At 67.4% G+C, this 19,087-nt stretch carries 20 protein-coding genes; 12 read left to right on the forward strand and 8 right to left on the reverse strand.

Annotation, left to right across the window (positions count from 1 at the left end; all coding sequences use genetic code 11):
- Positions 1-84: 84 nt before the first annotated feature.
- From F624_RS0101005 to F624_RS0101015, 3 genes are all read right to left on the reverse strand, one after another.
- Entirely contained in the window at positions 85-1,143 is a 1,059-nt protein-coding gene (locus F624_RS0101005) for an SMP-30/gluconolactonase/LRE family protein (protein WP_019572384.1), read from the reverse strand.
- A 47-nt stretch (positions 1,144-1,190) separates the two neighbouring features.
- Positions 1,191-2,768 carry a galactarate dehydratase gene (gene garD, locus F624_RS0101010; protein ID WP_019572385.1) on the reverse strand — a complete coding sequence of 526 codons (1,578 nt, stop codon included), beginning with the start codon at positions 2,766-2,768 and terminating at the stop codon, positions 1,191-1,193.
- 159 nt (positions 2,769-2,927) lie between these two features.
- Positions 2,928-3,836, reverse strand: a complete 909-nt coding sequence (locus F624_RS0101015) for a LysR family transcriptional regulator (RefSeq protein WP_019572386.1) — start codon at positions 3,834-3,836, stop codon at positions 2,928-2,930.
- A gap of 110 nt (positions 3,837-3,946) precedes the next feature.
- Between F624_RS0101015 and F624_RS0101020 the strand changes: the two genes are divergently transcribed.
- Both F624_RS0101020 and F624_RS0101025 read left to right on the forward strand, forming a co-directional pair.
- Positions 3,947-4,612 (forward strand): glutathione S-transferase family protein, encoded by a 666-nt coding sequence (locus F624_RS0101020; protein ID WP_019572387.1) that lies wholly within the window; start codon positions 3,947-3,949, stop codon positions 4,610-4,612.
- A complete protein-coding gene (locus tag F624_RS0101025) occupies positions 4,609-5,604 on the forward strand; it encodes a pyridoxamine 5'-phosphate oxidase family protein (RefSeq protein ID WP_019572388.1) in 996 nt (331 codons plus the stop codon). Before F624_RS0101020 ends, F624_RS0101025 begins: the two co-directional genes overlap by 4 nt.
- Here F624_RS0101025 and F624_RS0101030 read toward each other — a convergent pair.
- Positions 5,566-6,516, reverse strand: a complete 951-nt coding sequence (locus F624_RS0101030) for a LysR family transcriptional regulator (RefSeq protein ID WP_019572389.1) — start codon at positions 6,514-6,516, stop codon at positions 5,566-5,568. The two genes, F624_RS0101025 and F624_RS0101030, sit on opposite strands and share 39 nt — an antisense overlap.
- A gap of 105 nt (positions 6,517-6,621) precedes the next feature.
- On the opposite strand from F624_RS0101030, the gene F624_RS0101035 reads away from it, so the two are divergent.
- The gene (locus F624_RS0101035; protein WP_019572390.1) at positions 6,622-7,485 is read left to right on the forward strand and encodes an MBL fold metallo-hydrolase; all 864 of its coding nucleotides are present in this window, start codon (positions 6,622-6,624) and stop codon (positions 7,483-7,485) included.
- A 46-nt stretch (positions 7,486-7,531) separates the two neighbouring features.
- Complete coding sequence (locus F624_RS0101040) at positions 7,532-8,182, forward strand: DsbA family protein (protein ID WP_019572391.1); 651 nt, start codon at positions 7,532-7,534, stop codon at positions 8,180-8,182.
- A 27-nt stretch (positions 8,183-8,209) separates the two neighbouring features.
- Here the strand turns inward: F624_RS0101040 and F624_RS0101045 are convergent, their stop codons facing one another.
- Positions 8,210-8,542 carry a hypothetical protein gene (locus F624_RS0101045; protein WP_019572392.1) on the reverse strand — a complete coding sequence of 111 codons (333 nt, stop codon included), beginning with the start codon at positions 8,540-8,542 and terminating at the stop codon, positions 8,210-8,212.
- Positions 8,543-8,717: 175 nt separating this feature from the next.
- On the opposite strand from F624_RS0101045, the gene F624_RS0101050 reads away from it, so the two are divergent.
- The 3 genes from F624_RS0101050 to F624_RS0101060 all read left to right on the forward strand — a co-directional run bounded on the left by F624_RS0101050 (position 8,718) and on the right by F624_RS0101060 (position 11,579).
- Positions 8,718-9,194 carry a MarR family winged helix-turn-helix transcriptional regulator gene (locus F624_RS0101050; RefSeq protein ID WP_019572393.1) on the forward strand — a complete coding sequence of 159 codons (477 nt, stop codon included), beginning with the start codon at positions 8,718-8,720 and terminating at the stop codon, positions 9,192-9,194.
- Positions 9,195-9,205: 11 nt separating this feature from the next.
- Positions 9,206-9,583 carry a c-type cytochrome gene (locus F624_RS0101055; RefSeq protein WP_245573529.1) on the forward strand — a complete coding sequence of 126 codons (378 nt, stop codon included), beginning with the start codon at positions 9,206-9,208 and terminating at the stop codon, positions 9,581-9,583.
- A 259-nt stretch (positions 9,584-9,842) separates the two neighbouring features.
- Positions 9,843-11,579 (forward strand): tannase/feruloyl esterase family alpha/beta hydrolase, encoded by a 1,737-nt coding sequence (locus F624_RS0101060; RefSeq protein ID WP_051107262.1) that lies wholly within the window; start codon positions 9,843-9,845, stop codon positions 11,577-11,579.
- 47 nt (positions 11,580-11,626) lie between these two features.
- On the opposite strand, the gene F624_RS0101065 is transcribed toward F624_RS0101060, so the two are convergent.
- A complete protein-coding gene (locus F624_RS0101065; RefSeq protein WP_019572396.1) occupies positions 11,627-12,526 on the reverse strand; it encodes a LysR family transcriptional regulator in 900 nt (299 codons plus the stop codon).
- Positions 12,527-12,697: 171 nt separating this feature from the next.
- Here F624_RS0101065 and F624_RS0101070 point away from each other — a divergent pair, with 171 nt between their 5' ends.
- The 5 genes from F624_RS0101070 to F624_RS0101090 all read left to right on the forward strand — a co-directional run bounded on the left by F624_RS0101070 (position 12,698) and on the right by F624_RS0101090 (position 17,409).
- A complete protein-coding gene (locus F624_RS0101070; RefSeq protein WP_157443262.1) occupies positions 12,698-13,789 on the forward strand; it encodes a porin in 1,092 nt (363 codons plus the stop codon).
- Between the two features lie 333 nt (positions 13,790-14,122).
- Positions 14,123-14,911 carry a MipA/OmpV family protein gene (locus F624_RS0101075; RefSeq protein ID WP_019572399.1) on the forward strand — a complete coding sequence of 263 codons (789 nt, stop codon included), beginning with the start codon at positions 14,123-14,125 and terminating at the stop codon, positions 14,909-14,911.
- A gap of 14 nt (positions 14,912-14,925) precedes the next feature.
- Positions 14,926-15,600 carry a response regulator transcription factor gene (locus F624_RS0101080; RefSeq protein WP_019572400.1) on the forward strand — a complete coding sequence of 225 codons (675 nt, stop codon included), beginning with the start codon at positions 14,926-14,928 and terminating at the stop codon, positions 15,598-15,600.
- 31 nt (positions 15,601-15,631) lie between these two features.
- Positions 15,632-16,978 carry a sensor histidine kinase gene (locus tag F624_RS32015; RefSeq protein ID WP_019572401.1) on the forward strand — a complete coding sequence of 449 codons (1,347 nt, stop codon included), beginning with the start codon at positions 15,632-15,634 and terminating at the stop codon, positions 16,976-16,978.
- Positions 16,975-17,409 carry a DUF4405 domain-containing protein gene (locus F624_RS0101090; protein WP_019572402.1) on the forward strand — a complete coding sequence of 145 codons (435 nt, stop codon included), beginning with the start codon at positions 16,975-16,977 and terminating at the stop codon, positions 17,407-17,409. The genes F624_RS32015 and F624_RS0101090 overlap by 4 nt, the downstream gene beginning before the upstream one ends.
- A 28-nt stretch (positions 17,410-17,437) precedes the next feature.
- Here F624_RS0101090 and F624_RS0101095 read toward each other — a convergent pair whose 3' ends face one another.
- Both F624_RS0101095 and F624_RS0101100 read right to left on the reverse strand, forming a co-directional pair.
- A complete protein-coding gene (locus F624_RS0101095) occupies positions 17,438-18,202 on the reverse strand; it encodes a siderophore-interacting protein (protein WP_169426515.1) in 765 nt (254 codons plus the stop codon).
- A 101-nt stretch (positions 18,203-18,303) separates the two neighbouring features.
- Complete coding sequence (locus tag F624_RS0101100; protein WP_019572404.1) at positions 18,304-19,077, reverse strand: TRAP transporter TatT component family protein; 774 nt, start codon at positions 19,075-19,077, stop codon at positions 18,304-18,306.
- Positions 19,078-19,087 lie beyond the last annotated feature (10 nt).

The raw sequence follows: 19,087 nt of genomic DNA on the forward strand, positions 1-19,087 counted from the left end.
GAGGCGGGTGTCAGCCCAGTCCTGATTTTGCATGACGCCACGGCCACACCACCCGACCCGGGCCTGATTTAAAGCAAGCGCTCCTCAGACCGCGCCTTCGGCCTCGACGTACAGCGCGTACAGCGAGTGGCAACTGGCCATGTAGAGGCGGTTGCCCTTGGGGCCGCCAAAGGTCAGGTTGGGGCAGCGCTCGGGCAGGTGGATGTGGGCAATGGCCTTGCCCTGGGGGTTGAACACGCGCACCCCGTCGTGGTCGGCCGGGTTCACGCCCAGGCGCCCGTCCGAGCCCCAGCCACACCACAGGTTGCCGTCGCGGTCCACCTTGAAGCCATCCAGGGCGCCGGGGCCATTGGCGTCGATCAGCTTGGTCTTGTTCGAGGCACTGCCATCGGCCGCGATGTCGTAGGACCAGATGCTGCGGCTGGGGGTGCCTTTCCACTCCACCACGTACAGCTTCTTCTCGTCGGGCGAGAAGGCCAGGCCATTGGGGTTCACGAGGTCGGTGATGATGGCGCGGATCTGCCCGTTGGGGTCGATGCGGTACACATTGGTGCTGGCCTGCTCGGGCTTGGCCTTGAAGCCTTCCCATTCGCCGTTGATGCCGAACAGCGGGTCGGTGAACCACACGCTGTCGTCCGACTTGACCACGATGTCGTTGGGTGCGTTCAGGCGCTTGCCTTCGTACTGGTCGGCCAGCACCGTGATCTTGCCGTTGTGCTCGGTGCGCGTGACCCGGCGGGTCAGCGAGTGTTCGCAGGTCAGCAGCCGGCCCTGGCGGTCGCGGGTGTTGCCATTGGCGTAGTTGGCCTGCTCACGGAACACGCTGAAGGCGCCGTTGGTTTCGTCGTACTTCATGATGCGGTTGTTCGGGATGTCGCTCACCAGCAGGTAGCGCCCGGCCGGAAAGTAGGCCGGCCCCTCGGCCCAGCGCATGCCGCTGGCCAACTGCTCGACCGAGCTGCTGTAGATGCGGTACTTGAGAAAGCTGGGGTCCAGCACTTCGACCGCCATGTCGGGGTAGCGGGCGTTGGGCTTGAAGTCGATCTTCTGGGCCGCGGCCAGCCCGCTCAAGGCGGCCAGGCCGGCGCCGGTGGCGGCCTTCATGAATTGGCGGCGGGCCGGGGTTGGTTGGGGTTCGCTCATGCTTGTCTCCGTGGTTTTTGGTTGAGAAATCGCTTGGGTTGAAAGAGTCAGGTCACCGGGGCCGGGTTGAACAGCACCAGGGCGTTGTGCAGCTTCCACTGCTCGGCCCAGGTTTTTTTGCGGCCGCTGGCCACGTCGAGCATCAGCTCGAACAGCTCCCAGCCCACCTGTTCGATGGTCTTTTCGCCGCTGGCGATGCGGCCGGCGTTCACGTCCATCAGGTCGTGCCAGCGCCGGGCCAGGTCGTTGCGCGTGGCCACCTTGATCACCGGCACCTCGGCCAGCCCGTAGGGCGTGCCGCGGCCGGTGGTGAACACATGCAGGTTCATGCCGGCGGCCAGCTGCAGCGTGCCGCAGATGAAATCGCTGGCGGGGGTGGCCGCGTAGATCAGGCCTTTTTGGGTCAGCTTTTCGCCCGGGGCGATCACGCCGCTGATGGGGGCGCTGCCGCTTTTCACGATCGAGCCCATGGCCTTCTCGACGATGTTCGACAGTCCGCCCTTTTTGTTGCCGGGCGTGGTGTTGGCGCTGCGGTCCACGCGGCCCTGGTTCAGGTAGGCGTCGTACCAGGCCATCTCGCGGATCATGGCCTGGGCCACCTCGGGGGTTGCGGCTCGGGCGGTGAGCTGGTCGATGCCGTCGCGCACCTCGGTCACCTCGGAGAACATCACGGTGGCGCCGGCCCGCACCAGCAGATCGGTGCAAAAGCCCACCGCCGGGTTGGCCGTCACGCCCGAGAAGGCATCGCTGCCACCGCACTGCACGCCTACCACCAGCTCGCTGGCGGGCACGGTTTCGCGGCGGCGCGCGTTCAGGCGCTGCAGGTGCACCTCGGCCTGGCGCAGGATGTGATCGACCATGGACATGAAGCCGACATGGGCCTCATCTTGCAGGCAGATGGTGTCCAGCGGCGCGTCGGCGCCGGTGGGCACGCCGCGTTCGTCGCGGATGGGGATGCTGCCCGGGGGCAGCAGGCGCTCGGGCTGGAGCTTTTCGCAGCCCAGGCTGATGACCATCACCTCGCCGCCAAAGTTGGGGTTGAGGCTGATGTTGCGCACGGTGCGGATGGGGATGACGGCATCGGGTGCGTCGATGGCCACGCCGCAGCCATAGGTGTGCTCCAGGGCCACCACATCGTCCACATGGGGGTAGCGCGGCAGCAGTTCGGCCTTGATGCGCTGCACGGCAAAGTCGGTCACACCGGCCACGCACTGCACGGTCTGGGTCACGGCCAGGATGTTGCGCGTGCCCACCGAGCCATCGGCATTGCGGTAGCCCTCGAAGGTGTAGCCCGACAGCGGCGGCAGCGGGTCGGGTTTCACCGTGGCCATGGGCAGGCCTTGCAGTTCGCGTGCCGCGGGCATCTTCAACAGCCCTTCGTGCACCCAACTGCCCGCCGGGATGGCCCGCAAGGCATAGCCAATGGGCACGTTGTAGCGCCGCACCGCCTCGCCCTCGGCCAGGTCGACCAGGGCCACCTTGTGCGCCTGGGGCACCTTATCGCGCAACACCAGGCCCGACGCGAAGCGGGCGCCTGCCGGCAGCCCGCCATCATTGGCCACGATGGCCACGTTGTCGAGCGCGTGCATGGCGATGTACAAGGGGGCGGTGCTGGGCTCTGTCATGTTCTGGTGCGTATCAAAGTGAGAGACGTTGTCATTTCTAAAAGTGGCTGATCTTCTTTTGCAGGTAGATTCATGTGCAATGACATCAAGGCATGAATGGTAACGTTAACAATATTGGTGTCAAGACAGCTTCACAAGCACCTGCGGGTGGGCGGTGGCTCAGGCCTGGGGGGCTGCTTCGGGCGCAAAGCCCGCCAGTTCCTGCCGCATCCAGTCGATGAACAAGCGGGCCCGCACCGGCAGCAGGCGTGCGTGGGGGTAGACCACCTGCACAGGGGTAGGCGGGCCCTGGAAGTCCTGAAGCACTTCGACCAACTCACCTCGTTGCAGCTCGGCCGCCACCTGGTAGCTGAAGAATTGCCCGAAGCCACCCCCCAGCACACAGGCCGCCACGGCAGGCGCGTTGTGGTTGAAGGCGAGTTGGCCCGAGACCTCCACGTCAAACAGCCGCCCGTGCTCCTGGAACGGGCCCCAGGCATTGCGGCCGTCGATGCGGTGGATGCAATTGGCCTGTTGCAGGTCCCGGGGGTGCTGGGGCTGCCCCACGCGTGCCAGGTAGGCCGGGCTGGCCACCACGGGGCGGCGCACCTCCCCCAGGGCACGCGCCACCAGGGACGAGTCGTCCAGGTGGCCGATGCGCAGGCCCATGTCAAAGCCTTCTTCCAGCAGATTCACCACCCGGTCGAGCAGTACCACGCGGCATTGCAGTTGGGGGTGCTGCTGCACGAAGCGGGTGACGGCCGGGGCCACATGCAGCTGGCCGAACAGCACCGGCGCGGTCACCGTCAGCGTGCCCGTGGGCTGGGTGGCGCCCTCGCGCAGCGCGGCCTCGGCTTCGGCCACGGCGCCCAGCAGTTGCCGGCAACTGGCCAGGTGCTGGCGCCCGTCGGGCGTGAGTGAGATGCGCCGGGTGCTGCGGTTGAACAGGCGCACCCCCAGGTGCGCTTCGTACAGGGCCAGGGTGCGCACCACGGCGGGCAGCGAACCGCCCTGAGCGCGGGCCGCCGCACTCAGGCTGCCCGCATCGGCAATCTGCACAAAGGTCTGCATGGCCTTGAGCTTGTCCATGGGGTATTGATCCGATTTATGGAGTAGTCAGATCAATTTTGAGGCATTTATTCAATCAATTGAACTAACCAGAATCGTGCCCTGTTTCCACACCTCTTCAGGAGCCCCAGATGACCTCTTCCACGGCCACCCCAGCCACCACCTCGGCCAACCCTTCGCCTCACCTGCGCCTGCATCGCATGCGCCTGTCTGGCCATTGCCACCGGGTGGAGCTGTTTCTGTCGCTGCTGGGCCTGCGCTTTGAGGCCATCGACGTCGATCTGGCGGCCGGTGAGCACAAGACACCGGCCTTTCTGGCCCTCAATCCTTTGGGCCAGGTGCCCGTGCTGCAGGACGGTGAGCTGACGCTGGCCGATTCCAACGCCATCCTGGTGTACCTGGCGCGCCGGTATGCCGGGCCCGAATGGTGGCCCCAGGATCCCCTGCAACAGGCCCGGTTGCAGCGCTGGTTCAGCATCGCGGCCGGCCCGCTGGCCCAGGGTGCGGCAGCGGCCCGCGCCATCGTGCTGTTCAAGCGCCCGCTCCCAACCGAGGGCCCCATCGCCACGGCCCACGCTCTGCTGGCGGTGATGGAGGCGCACCTGCAAGGGCAAAGCTGGCTGTTGGGTGATCAGGTGTCGCTGGCCGACCTGTCCCTTTACAGCTACACCGAGGCGGTACCTGAAGGCCAGGTGTCGCTGCAGGCCTACCCGGCGGTGCAGCAATGGCTGCGCCGGGTGGAGGCCTTGCCGGGCTTTCTGCCCATGCCCCGCAGCCCGGTGGGCCTGCGCGCATGACTGCCGCCCGCCCACCGGGCCCGCTGGAGGCCTTCCACGAGGGCGAGCAAGCCTTGCAACACCAGGTGTCTCCCATGCTGCGCGAGCGCATGGCCGAGGCGGGTGGGCGGGTGCTGCGCGACCACATGCCCGAACAACACCAGCAGTTCTTCGCCCAGCAGCCCTTTGTGGTCACCGGCACCGTGGCCGAGGACGGCCAGCCCTGGGCCTCGTTGCGGGTTGGGGGCGCCGGCTTCATGCAGGTGCCTGACCCGCGCCACCTGCGCCTGCGCTGGCAGGGCAACGGCCTGCCCGGCGACCCTACTTCAGACCATTGGCAGGCGGGGCGGCCCGTGGGCTTGCTGGGCATCGAGCCGGCCACACGTCGGCGCAACCGGCTCAATGGCCGCATCACCGCCCGGGACGACGACAGTGCCTTGATCGAAGTGGGGCAGAGCTTTGGCAACTGCCCCAAATACATCGTGGCGCGTGAGCTGTTGCCTCGCCCCTCTGGCGGCATAGCCGCTGTCCTGCCCCAGCCCATTGAGCGGCACAGTGCCTTGAGCCTTGAGGCCCAGGCCCTGGTGGCCCAGGCCGACACCTTTTTTGTGGCCACTGCGCACCCGCACAGCGCCACCAGCAGCGACCCGCGCCAGGGCGTGGACGTGTCGCACCGCGGCGGCCCGCCGGGCTTTGTGCGGGTCGATCACCCCGGCCAGCTCAGCGTGCCCGACTTCAGCGGCAACTTCTACTTCAACACCCTGGGCAATCTGCTGCTGGAGCCGCGTGCGGGCCTGTTGTTCATCGACTTCGAGCGGGGTGATCTGCTGTACGTGCTGGCCCAGGCCCAACTGTTGACCGACGCCGCGGCCTTGCACGGCTTTGCCGGCGCGCAGCGTGTGCTTCGCCTGCACCTGAGCCAGGTGCTGCACCTGCGTGGGGCCTGGCCCTGGCACTGGGGCCCACCTCAGGCCTCACCGCATGTGCAGGGTTTGGGGCCCTGGCGCAGCTGAGCCCAGGGCCGGCACCACGGCCTGCCACGGCGGGTTGGCAAAGCGCAGCACCAACTCATCCAGCAAGGCGCGCACGGCGGGCGACAACTGCCGGCGCGAGGGGTACAGCGCCTGGATGGTGAGGGTGGGCAGTTGCCAGTCGGGCAGCACGGTGTGCAGCCGGCCGGAGGCCAGTTCGGCGTGCACCAGGTAGGTGGGCAGCAGGGCGATGCCGGCGCCGGCCAGGGTGGCCTGCATCAGGGCGGTGGCCTCGTTGGCGCTGAAATACGCGGCCACCGCCACCTCGCGGGTCTCGGCGCCGCGCGACAGGCGCCACACATGCTTGCCAAAGTTGGCATAGCTCAGGCAGCGGTGCCGGCCCAGGTCTTCGGGTTGCTCGGGCCGGCCCTGGCGGGCCAGGTAGCCCGGGGCCGCCACCAGGTGCGATTCGCACGGCGCCAGCGGGCGGGCAATCAGCATGGGGTCGGGGTCGCTGCTGATGCGGATGGCCAGGTCCACCCGCGCCTCGACCAGGTTGAGCGCGGCTTCGCTCGCGTTGAGGTCGATCTTGAGCTGCGGGTGCCGGCTCAGAAAGTCGGTCAGCATGGCCGCCAATTGCGCGTAGGCCAGCGACACGCTGCAGGTCACGCGCAACAGGCCGCGCAAGGTGTCGCCGTGGGTGTCGGTCTCTTCCTGCAGGCTGTCGGCGAGGGCCAGCATCTGCTGGCAGCGTCGCAGGCAGTTCTCGCCGGCATCGGTGAGGGTCACCTGGCGGGTGGTGCGTTGTAGCAGGCGGGCGCCCAGCCATTGCTCCAGCTCGCCGACATGGCGCGTGACCATCGAGCGTGACATCTCCAGCGTCTCGGCGGCGGCGCTGAAGCTGCCGGCCGTGGCCACCTCTGCAAACACGCGCATGGCGGTGAGTCGGTCCATGATTTGGTCGATTTGTGCAACAGATATGCGCAGATTATCGGGTTTATCTGTGCGTTTTACGAAACTAAACTTCATCCCATCGCAACCCAACCTCAGGATCTCACCATGTTCCGCACCACCGTCATCGCCGCCACCGTGTCCCTGGCTTTTGCCGCCGCCGCCCAGGCCGAGCCCTTGCAGCTGCAGGTCTACAACGCCGGTCCGAACAGTTTCAACGTCAACTCCACTCTGGTCTATGGCGCCAAGGAGGCGGTGGTCATCGACGGCGGCTTCACCCGCTCTGATGCCCTGCGCATCGCCGCCAATGTGCTCGACTCGGGCCGCCAACTCAAGACCATCGTGGTCAGCCAGGCGGATCCCGACTACTACTTCGGTGTGGAAACGCTGAAGACCTTCTTCCCGGCCGCCGAAGTGGTGGCCACCCCGGCCGTGCTGGAGAAGATCCAGGCCAAGCTGGCCGGCAAGCTGGCCTACTGGGGCCCCAAGATGGGCGCCAACGCCCCGGTGACCCCGGTGCTGCCCAAGGCCTTGCAAGGCAACAGCCTGAGCGTGGACGGCGAAGTCATCGAACTGCGTGGCACCCAAGGCCTGCTGGCGCACCGCCCCTATGTGTGGATCCCTTCGATCAAGACCATCACCGGCGCCCTGGGGGTGTTTGGCCAGATGCACGTCTGGACGGCTGACACGCAGACCGTGGCTGAGCGTGCCGCCTGGGTGGCCCAGCTGGATGAAATGGCCGCCCTGAAGCCCGAGGTGGTGGTGCCCGGCCACATGGCTGCTGCCACCCCGCTGACACCGGCCAACCTGAGCTTCACCAGCGCCTACCTCAAGACCTTCGAGCAGCAACTGGCCAAGGGCGCCAACAGCGCGGCGGTGGTGCAGGGCATGAACCAGGCCTACCCGGGCCTGCCCGGTGCGATGTCGCTGGACCTGGGTGCCAAGGTCAACAAGGGCGAGATGAAGTGGTAAGCCGCTGATCGATCACCCCATCCTGTTCAAGCCCTCGGAGTACCCCATGAACCAGACCGCCCCGATCCAGGTCCGCTATTTCTTTGACCCGCTGTGCGGCTGGTGCTATGGCGCTGTGCCGGCCCTCAAGGTGTTGCAGGGCCAGCCCGACATCGCCTTGGGCCTGGCCCCCGTGGGCCTGTTTGCCGACGAGGCGGCCCGCCCCATGGACAGCGGCATGGCGGCCTACGCCTGGGCCAACGACCAGCGCATCCAGGCCTTGACGGGGCAGGTGTTCAGCCCCGCCTACCACGAGCAGGTGTTGGGCGACCCCACGCGCCTCTTCGATTCGGGGCCTGCCACCCGGGCCTTGAGCGCCGTGCAGATCACCGCCCCCGGGCGCGAGCTGGACACCTTGCACGCCCTGCAGCACGCCCGCTATGTGGATGGCCTGGCCACCAGTGATGCTGCGGTGGTGGTGGCCCTGCTCAATGGCCTGGGCCTGCATGCCGCGGCCCAAGCCTTGCAGGCCGGCGAGGCCGGCCTGTTGGCCCACGCCCGTGAGCGCATGCAAAAAGCCCGCAGTACCTGGCAGCAGCTGGGGCTTCAAGGGGTGCCGGCCCTGCAGGTGCAGGCGGCGGGGGGCTCACGGGTGGTGACGGGGCAGGTGCTGTATGGCGCACCTGATGCGCTGCTCAGCCTGGTGCGCGGGCGCTGAGGCCAGCAGCCCTTGCAGGTGGCCTGCCTACCAGGCGGTCAGCCGAAAGTCGTTTTCAAAGCGGGCGTCAAAGTCGCGCTCGCTGATGTGGTTGATGCGTGCGTCGCACTGGCTGGGCAGGGCCACGCTGCGACGGCGCACATACACCACAAAGCCGAACAGGCGCCACACCACCAGCCGCTCTTCGCGCGGTTCGGGATAGGCCTCCTGATTGGGGGCCTCCATGAAGTCGCGGTAGCGCAATTCGGCGGTCAGCCAGCCCACACGCCGGCTGCGCACGGTGCGGTAGCGCCCCAGGTGGAGGTGACGCTGCCATGCCATCAGCAAGGCCAGGCCCAAGAGTGCCAGCAGATAAGTCATTGTTCTAACCTCCTTTCGAGGTGGAGCTTGAGGGGTGCCGCATCGGACAAGATGCAATCTGTGTAAACAGTATATATAGTTTATACGGTTAGCTTTGTGCAGGGTTTTCATCTACAGGCGCAGTCGTGGTCGATGTGTCGGCCGGGCAGCAGGCCGGCGCTACACTCAGCCGGGTATGCCCAGCACCCGTGTCACCGACCCCACCGGCCCAGGCCATCTCGACCACCACCGGCTCACCCGCCTGCTGGGTTACCAGCTGGCGCAGGCGTCCATCCCCACCAACCGGCTCTTCAAGGCGAACATCGAGGCCCCATGCCAGCTCAACAAGCTGGAGTTCAGCCTGCTGATGTTGGTGGCCTCCAATGAGCATGTGACGCCCAAGCGCCTGTCGGTGGCCATGAACGTGCCTGGCCCCAACCTCACGCTGCTGCTGGGGCGGCTGGAAGAGCGGGGTCTGCTGCAACGCGAGCGCAGCGAGACCGACCGGCGCGTGCAGCACCTGCGCCTCACACCGGCCGGCGAGGCGCTGGTGCAAAAGCTGGAGACCATCATCGACCGCATGGAGGCCGACCTGCTGAGCCACCTCAGCCCTGGTGAGCGCACCCTGCTGTTCGAGCTGCTGACCAAGGTGGCGGCCCACCGCAAAGTCTGAGAGCCACAGTCTTGATTCAACGAATCCGTCATTTCTGGCCTGTGGCACTGGGCAGCTTGCTGGCACTGGGCTTGGCCGGCCTGTTGTGGGTGGCCTTTGGCGATGCCAGCCGCGATGTGCCCGACCCGGGGCTGGCCTTGGCGCGCGGCCATGGCTGTCTGTCTTGCCATGGTCTGGTGCACAAGCAGGTGGGACCCGGGTATGCGCAGGTGGCTCAACGCTACCGGGGCGACCCGGAGGCGCCCGAGCGGCTGGCGGCGATCATCCGCGCTGGCTCGGTGGGGCGTTGGGGCCGTGTGATCATGCCGCGCCAGCCCGGGGTCACCGAGGCCGAGGCCCGCCAACTGGCGGCCTGGGTGCTGTCCCAGGGCGAGCCGGAGCCCCGCTGAACCCCTTGGCATGTTGACTGGCTGCCGGCGCTCGCGCAGGGGAGTCCGGACGGGCCACAGCTTCGTTATTTGAGCGCTGATCGCGCGGTCTGCGCGCTGGCGACGCCGTGCGTGAACTCAGCCCCTTGCCAACAGCCATTTTCCTCGTGTATTCCCTAGTCATGCTTCCAAAACTAATTACATACAGTAATTAGTTGAGTGGCCTGAAAAGGTCAATCAGGCGGAAAAATTGCAATAAGGCCCACGAGGAGACTTCAATATGCTTAAAAATTCAAACCATTCAAGCGGATGGTACTTGCTGCCAGTCAGCCTGGCGGCGGCACTGCTGTCGGCTTGCGGTGGCGGCGGCGGTGGGGTGGTGATTCCCCAGCTGAGTGCCGCCACCGGTGCCAGCCTGTCCGGCACCTGCGAGGCCTTGGCCAGCAAGTTGGGCGCCCTGCAGAACACAGCCATCACGGGCACCAGCACGGTGGCCGCCGGCACGCTCACGGTGGCGGGCCAGGCCGTGCCGGCGCACTGCCTGGTCACCGGCAAGATGAATCAGCGCGTGAGTGCCGTCGACGGGCAGACCTATGCCATCGGCTTCGAGATGCGCCTGCCGGTCAACTGGAACGGGCGCTTTTTCTACCAGGCCAACGGCGGCACCGACGGCAATGTGTTGACCGCCACCGGTGGCTTCGGCGGCGGCCCGCAGACCCATGCTCTGTTGCAAGGCTTTGCGGTGTTGAGTTCGGACGCCGGCCACACCGCAGCCCAGAACCCCACGTTCGGCATCGACCCCCAGGCCCGTCTCGACTATGGCTACCAGGCGGTAGGAAAACTCACCCCCATGGCCAAGAACGTGATCCAGCTGGCCTATGGCAAGGGCCCCGATCGGTCCTACCTGGGGGGCTGCTCCAACGGCGGTCGACACACCCTTGTCGGGGCCGCCCGGTACAGTGACCAGTACGACGGCTTTCTGGCCGGTGCCCCCGGCTACAACCTGCCCAAGGCGGCGGTGCGCAGCATCTACCGCGGCCAGCAGTACGCCAGCCTGGTCACGGCCGGCAGTGACCCCAGCACACCGGCCGGCCTGGGCACGGCCTACACCACGGCCGAGCGCAGCCTGGTGTCCAAGGCGGTGCTGGCCAAGTGCGATGCACTCGACGGCGCCACCGACGGCCTGATCCAGGACACCAAGGCCTGCCAAAGCGCCTTCAACATCGCCACCGATGTGCCCACCTGCTCAGGCAGCCGCGACGGCACCTGCCTGAGCGCAGCGCAAAAGACGGCCGTGGCCAACATCTTCAAAGGACCCAGCACCAGTGCCGGCGCTGCGGTGTACAACAGCTTTCCGTTCGACAGCGGGCACGGTGGTGCCGGGGTGGCCTTCTGGGAGTTCACGGCGCCATTGGTGCTGGATTCGGGCGCCGTGGGCCTGATCTTCAAGACCCCGCCCGAGGCCGCAGCCACCTTCAACGGGCCGGCCTTCACATTGGGGGCCAACATCGACACCCTGGTGGCCCAGATCAACGCCACCAACAGCACCTACACCGAGTCGGGCATGAGCTTCATGACGCCGCCCAAACCCACCGACCTGTCGGCGGTGAAGAACCGGGGCGCCAAGGTGATGGTCTACCACGGCGTGAGCGACCCGATCTTCTCGGTCAATGACACCGTGGCCTTGATCGACGGCCTGAACGCCGCCAACGGGGGCGATGCCACCAACTTCGCCCGCTTGTTCCGCGTGCCGGGCATGAACCACTGTTCGGGCGGGCCGGCCACCGACCAGTTCGACATGGTCACCCCGCTGGTGGCCTGGGTCGAGCAAGGCCAGGCGCCCGATCAGGTGGTGGCCACGGCACGCGGCACCGGCAACGCCGGCGGCGTGAACGCCGATGTGCCCAGCACCTGGTCGGCCACACGCACCCGGCCTTTGTGCGTCTACCCCAAGGTGGCGCGCTACAAGGGCTCGGGCGACATCGAGTCGGCGGCCAACTTCAGCTGCCAGCTTTGAAGCAGGCGGCCGGGGCACCCCTTCAAGAGCGACCCGGCCTTTCTCCGTCACACCGCCTGGATGGCCTGCACCAGCAGGTCCGCCAGGCTTTGCGCTTCGGGGTGCAGGCGGGCGCCCTTGTGAACAATCAGGCCCAGGGTGCGTGACACCGTGGGGTCGGTCAGGGGCACGCCTTTCAAGCCGGCTTGCAGCGGGCCCTGCACGGCCAGGGCCGGCAACACCGCGGCGCCCAGGCCCGCCGCCACCAGGCTCAGGGCCCCGGTCACGTGGTTGACCTCGTAGCCGATGCTGGGGCGCATGCCGGTGCGGGCGATGGCGCTGTCGATCAACAGGCGGTTGCCACTGCTGCTGGACACAGCAATCAAAGGCTGCTTGAGCAGCGATTTCCACGACACGCTGCGCCGCGGCGCCAGGTCGTGGTCCTCGGGCACCACCACGACATAGTCCTCGGTGCGGATGGGCAGAAAGTCCAGATCCGCCTCCTGGCTGCCCAGAAAGTTGACGCCGAAATCCGCGTGGCCGTGCAACACACTGTCCAGCACCGTCTGGGCACTCTCATCGATGATCTTCACGCGCACGCCTTCGTGCACGCTGCGGTAACGGCCCAGCGTTGCCGGCAGGATGTGATGCGCCACCGAGGGCACACAGGCCACGGTGACCTTGCCGGTACGGGCCAACGCCCGCGCTTCCAGCCCCTGGTAGGCCAGGCGCAACTCCTCCATCACGATCTGGGCGTGGGCCTGCAACTGACGGCCTTCGTCCGTCAGGGCCACGCGCCGCGTGGTGCGTTGAAACAGCTGGCATTTGAGCTCCAGCTCCAGCTTCTCGATGCGGCGGCTGAGCGCCGGTTGCGAGATGAACAGGCTCTCGGCTGCGGCCTTGAAGCTCGATTTCTCGGCCACGGCCAGAAAGGCCTGCAGTTCTCCCAATTCGATATTGATGCGCATGGGGCATTTATAAATCAAATTAATGCAATTGAACAAATGCCGGTCTCCCCGCATCATCACGCCGCTTTCGCCCTGGGAGCCCAGGCCACGCCCGCCCAGGTGGTGGGCTGGGACGCCGGGGTGGCCAAGCACATTCACCAAAACGAAATCTCGGGAAACGAGGAGACCTGCATGAAGAACAAATACGCGCCCCATCGGGCGGGCTATGCCGTGCCCACGCTGTTGCTGGGCCTGCTGGCGTCGGGCCAGGTGCTGGCCCAGAGCAGCGCCGTGGTCTACGGCATCATGGACGCGGGGGTGCGCAGCACCTCGGGCATGGACCCGGCCAATGCCCGTTCGGTCGGCAGCGCCAGCATGATCAACAGCGGCATCAACACCACCAGCCGTCTGGGCTACCGGGGCACCGAAGACCTGGGGGGCGGGCTGCAGGCCCTGTTCTTCCTGGAGTCCGGGCTGAACATCAACACCGGCGCCACCGCCAGCAGCACCAAGTTCTTTGACCGGGGCGCGTACACCGGTTTGAGGGGCGATCTGGGCACGCTCACCCTGGGCCGCCAGAACACCTTGCTGGCCGATGCGGTGCTGCCGGTCGATCCACTGGCCACCCGCTTTGCCAGCTTGAACTCCAACGTGGCGATCTCGGCGCTCAGCGCCCATCAGCTAGGCATCGAGTACGGGGCCTCGGGCTCCAACACAGGCAGCTACCGCCTGGACAACTCGCTGAAGTACGCCTACAGCGTGGGCAACACCACGGCCCGCGTGATGCACGCTTTCGGCAACCAGGCTGACAGCAACAGCAAGCTGTCCTCCAACGGTGCCAGCGTCGAGTACAAAAGCGCCAGCTGGCAGGGGATTCTGGCCTACACCCAATTCAAGACCGTCACGGGCCTGACCCTGAACGGCTATGTCAGTGGCGTGGCGGTTCCTGTCGGGCCAGGCCGGCTGAACCTGACCTACAGCGGGCACAGCGCCGACACCTCGGCCACGGCCAAGACACGCAACCAGGTGTTGGGCCTGGGCGGCACCTGGCCGCTCACGCCGCAGCTCGATCTGCTGGTGGGGCACTACCGCGTCAACCGCTCGCGGACCGCGGCTGTGGACGATGGCTACAACCGCACCATCGCCTTCCTCGAATACAAGCTGTCGACGCGCTCCCTGGTCTACCTGGAGGCCGACAACACGCGCTGGAAACGCGACTACCAGGGCGCCGGTCTGAGTGCCACCAGCACCGGCGTCTCGCTGGGGATCAAGCACAGCTTCTGAGTGCCGTCCGGGGCTGCAAGTGGTGCGCCTGCTGGCGCTTGCTGCGTCGGCAGCCCGGTCTCTCTGGTGCGCATGATTCGCCATGAGTCGATGGGCACCGTTGAGGCCAGCCAGGCCTTCAGCCGGATCGCAGAAGACCTGGAAAGCGAGTGGATTTCATTCGGCACGGTGGGCCGCGGCCAGGCTGACCGCGGTCATCTCGCTGGCGTGCTGCCGCGTTCAACGGCTGCGCCGGGTGGCTGGGGCCAGTCTTGGCCAGAGGTGCCCCCAGTAACGATGCGGTAAGTCGATCCGGGTGAACATGGGATGTCTTCCATGTTTCGAAGGAATCCCATGAACGCATTCAACCCGCAGATGGCGCGCGCTGTGCCTTTGGCGGCCCTGGCCTTGTGCGTGGCCTGTGCCCAGACCGCCTGGGCCGACGCTGCACCAGGCGACGCCGATCCTGGCTATGGCTGGGGTGTCGGTGGCGTGGTGTTTCCCCGGGTCCGGGCCTACAAGGACTTCAGGCACAAGACCGAGGTCTTCCCCATGGTGACCTATGAGAACGCCTGGGTCCGGGTGCTCGGCCCGGGCCTGGAGTTCAAGCTGGGGCAGGCCGGGCCGGTGGCCTTCGGGCTCACGCTGGCCTACGGGGCCGATGAGGGTTACCAGGCCAAGGATTCGCCCACCCTGGCTGGCATGGCCGATCGCAAATCCAGTTTCTGGGTGGGCACGCGGGTGGCCTGGCGCACCGAGCTGGCCAACCTGTCGGCCGAGCTGGCGGGCGACGCCTCGGGCTACAGCCAGGGGCAAAAGATCAAGGTCGGGGTGGAGCGCCGCTTTGACCTGGGCGGCTTCGGCGTCGCACCGCGGGCCCAACTGAGCTGGCAGGACCAGAAGTATGTGCAGTACTACTACGGCGTGGAGCAGGCCGAGGCCCGAGCCGGCCGCGCGGCCTACCAGGCCAGCGGGGCTCTGAACACCGAGCTGGCCGTGCGCCTGGACTACCGGCTGGCGCCCAATCAAACCACCTTCGTGGATCTGGGCGTGACCCGCCTGGGCTCGTCAATCAAGAACAGCCCGCTGGTGGACCGCTCGACGCTGCCCATGCTGCGTGTAGGCTACCTGTATCGGTTCTGAGAGGGAGTCGGCTTGTGCAACGCGTCCTGTTGATCGAGGATCACCCCAGGCTGGCCAGCCTGATCAAAAGAGCCCTGGCGCAGGCCGGTGTCGAATGCGATGTGCTCGAGCGCATCGACCAGGGCTGGGCGGCGCTGCAAAGCCAGGCCTATTCGGCGGCGCTGGTCGACCGGGGGCTGCCCGATGGTGACGGCCTGTCGCTGATCCGGCGCTGGCGCGACAGCGGCCAGCAGCTGCCTTGCCTGATCCTGACCGCCTGCGATGCCTTGCACGACCGCATTGCCGGGCTGGAGGGCGGGGCCGATGATTACCTGACCAAGCCGTTTTCGGTGGAAGAGCTGGTGGCCCGCACGCGCGCCCTGTTGCGCCGCGCGCCAGAGCAGACCTCGCTGGAACCCTGCTTTGCCGACCTGCAGGTGCAGCCCCACAAGGCCCTGCTGGTGTGCCAGCAGCAATCGGTGCTGCTGCCCCGCACCGAGCTGCAGATCATGCTCACCCTGATCAAGGGGGCGGGTGACCCGATACGGCGCAGCGCCCTCGAGGCCGCCGCCTGGGGGCTGCAGGAGGCCGTCACCCCCAATGCCCTCGACGTGGCCCTGCACCGCCTGCGCAAGAAGATCCAGGCCCTGGGCTCGACCGTGAAAATCCAGAACCTGAGGGGGGTTGGCTATGCGCTTGAAGCCTTGTAAGTGGGCCGACCTCAGCCTCAGCGCCCGGCTGATGTGGACCTATCTCGTGGCCTGGCTGCTCACGCTGTCGCTGATCGCCCTGGGCATTTTCTGGTTTCTGCGCGGCGATCCGCTGCACTGGGTGGACCACTCCACCCTGGCCGTGGCCACCGAACTGGCTGACCGCGTGCATTTCGATGCCCAGGGCCAGCCCACGCAGATCGCCATTCCGGACGAGGTGCGCTGGTTGTCCGAGCTGGCGCCGCTGGACCTGGTCTATCGCATCTTCGACGACCAGGGCCAGGAACTGCTGTGGTCTTCTGCGCGGGCCCGACAGGTCTGGCCAGGGGCCGCGCCGGCGCCCACCCCGCAAGAAGCCCATGCCCGGGTGTGGGTGGAGGGCCTGCCCATGCGGGTGCGCACGGTCTCCGTGCCCAGCCCGGATGGTGGGCCGCGCAGGCTGTGGCTGCAGGTCGGCCTCAGCGAGCGGCTGGTGGTGCTGTTCCATGCCGGCAATGGGGCCCGGTTGGGCGGCCTGATGCTGCTCATGGCGGTGCTTTCGGTGCTGCTGCTCGGGGCGGTGCAGTTCTTTCTGTTCCGGCGTTTGCTGGCGCCCGTGAGCCGGCTGTCCGAAGAGGCGGGCCGCATCCAGCTCAGTCGCCCGGGGCTGCGCCTGGGCACCGAAGGGGTGTTTCGCGAGCTCAAGCCCCTGGTGCTGTCGTTCAACGAGAGCCTGCAGCGGCTGGAGGATGCATTTGCCCGGCAGCTGAAGTTCCTGGCCGATGCGGCCCACGAGTTGAAGACCCCGTTGGCGCTGCTCAAGGGGCAGATGGAGCTGGGCGACACCGACACCCAGGCCTTGATCCAGGACGTGGACCAGCTCTCTCGCCAGGTGCAGCAGTTGCTGGTGCTGGCCGAGGTGACCGAGCCCCGCAGCTACCGCCATGCGGAGCTGGATTGGGAGGCCATCGTCTGGGAGGTGTGCCACTTTCTGGCGCCCCTGGCCCAGCGCGCCGGTGTCGGCCTGGTGCCCGACATCGAATCGGTTCCCCAGGGCGCTCAGGGCGATCGCTCGGCATTGTTCGTGCTGCTCAAGAACCTGGTGGAGAACGCCATCGGCTTCGCGCCCGAGGGGTCCAACGTCACCCTGCGGCTGCAGGCCCAGGCGGTCGTGGTGCGCGACGTCGGCCCGGGCATTGCACAGGCCGACTTTGCGCGCCTGTACGACCGGTTTTGGCGTGGCCCAGGCCGGCGTGATGTGGGGGCCGGCCTGGGGCTGGCGATCTGTCTGGAGGTGGCCCAGGCCCACGGCTGGTGCCTGAGTGCGCGCAATGCCGAGCCCGGAGCCGAGTTCAGGCTGAGTCTGCAGCCCGCCGCCTTGCCAGGAGGGCCGTCATGATCCGCCGCCTGACAACCCCCGTGCTGCTGGTGGCCTTTTTGGGCATGGCCAGTTCAGGTCTGATGATGCTGGTCGTGGACCAACCCTCATTCACGCTGCGCCTGCACCCGGTGCACAAAGTGTTCGGCATCCTGCTGGTGGCCGCCGTGGGCGTGCATCTGTTCACCCAGGCCGCCACCCTGCGGCGCCACCTGAAGGCACCCGCCGCCCGCAGTGTGGCCGGCTTGGTGTTGACGCTGTTGGTGATCTGCTATGCCCTGGCCTGGATGAACCCCGTGGAGTCTGAGCAGGCGCAGCAGCTCGACGACATGGCGCGCCGCATCGAGGCGGGTGAGGCCTGGGAGGCTCCCAAGGTCACGTCGCCAACGGGTCAGGCACCAGGGCCGGGCCTCGAACAGAAGTCGTGCGATGCGCAGGGTGGTGGGCGCTAGCCGCGACCGACCGGTGGCTGGTCCTGCCTCAGTCCAGGCCGGTCTTGCCGGGTGCCCAATAGGCCTTGCTCAGCAGCCGCTGTCGGGGCACGCCATGTGCTCGCAGTCCGGGCAGCAGGCCTTGGATGGTGCGTGCCCGCCCGGTCAGAACGTAGCGCGATGATGCCTCGGCGCCCGCCAGCACCAGCGCCGACAGGGCGGGCAGGTGGGCGTCATCGCTTTGCCGGGCCACCAGTTCGGCCTGCAGGTGCCGGGTCTGCAGCAGGGCGTGGATGTGCTCGGGCTGGTCCACCTCCAGGACGATGCGTGCCGGGCGCCACGCGGCCGCCAGGCTGATGCTGGTCTCGTCCCCCACCAGCACGCCGGTGGCGGCGGGCCAGGCCGCCAGGTCCAGCGACCGGCGTGGCCCCATCAAGGCCACGGCCTGCCCCACCCGGGCGTGGCGCACCCATTCGCTGCCCGGGCCCAGGGCCAGGGCATGGGCCACAAAGCGGGTCTCACCGGTCTGCGGGTTCCAGTCGATGGGGGTGTAGCTGCGGTTCGTCATGCCGGGGCCCACCTTGATCTGCAGCTTGTCGCCTGGCGACCAGACCCGCCCGCGCAGTGCCGGCCCTTGCACCGCGATCAGGTACAGGCCCGGTGCCAGGGCCTGGTGGCCGGTGACCACCGCCGAGTGAAAGAACAGCCGCGTGAGCAGCCGGGGCAGGGCGCTGTCGGGGGCCGCCGCAGGGGGCGAATCGGCGCGGGGCGCTTCCGGGTGGGTACGGGGTAGCGCTATCAGGTTTTCGTGCATGGGCTTGTTCATCTTTGGGCTGGGGGCGGTGAAGATGGGTTGGTGGAGCGCCGGCGATGGGGGTGGGGCGCGGTGCCGTTGGGTGCGCAAGTGCTGCAGGCTCAACGCGCCTGCCTGATCCTGTCCAGCAAGGCTCTGGCTTCTTGGCGGCGGGCGGCGTTGGTCAGTGGCCGGCCCGGGTCATCCGGCGCGGTCAGGGCCTTCCGCAGGTAGGGCAGGGCCTGGGCCTGCTGGCGCGACTCGACCAGGTACTCGGCGTAGAAGTAGTTCGCGTCCAGGCCCCGGGGCTGCAGGCTCAGCGCCTTGGTCAGCAGGGCGCGTGCCTGGGCCTTGTCGCCAAAACTCAGGGGCCAGCCCGGCGCCTTGTAATACAGCACGCCCAGGCCGGTGTAGGCCGAACCCTCCAGTGCCTGGTCGTTGATGTGCAGTGCTTGCTCGAAGCGGCTGCGCGCCTGCTTGAGCAGCGGCAGGGCACCCAGGCCGCCCTTTTGCTCGGCCAGCGAACCGAGCACGATGCCCTCCCAGATCAGGGGCTCGGCCCGGCCTTCGTAGGTCTCGCTGACCATGTGAGCCTTGGTGGCCAGGCCTTCGAACCATTTTTCACGGTCGCTGGCGGCCTTCTGGTAGCGGATGGTTTCCCACTCGCGCTGCAGCTGGCCCACGGCGGATTCCACAGGGGGGACGGGCGAGGCCAGGGCCCATGGGCTGAGGCCCGCGGCCAGGAGTGTGAGCAACAGGGTTCTGCGGCGCTGGGGGGCGCTGTGCCGCGGGCTGGCCTCTTCATGCTGTGCACGGCCCACGTTGGCGCGCGTGGCGAGGGCACAGTGGCTCGCTCCGCTGGCCGCCCAGGACGCGGTGGGGTGTCGAGCCTTCATGGTCTGAACC

It is taken from the genome of Curvibacter lanceolatus ATCC 14669 (genome assembly GCF_000381265.1).
In the GTDB taxonomy this organism is placed as follows: domain Bacteria; phylum Pseudomonadota; class Gammaproteobacteria; order Burkholderiales; family Burkholderiaceae_C; genus Curvibacter; species Curvibacter lanceolatus.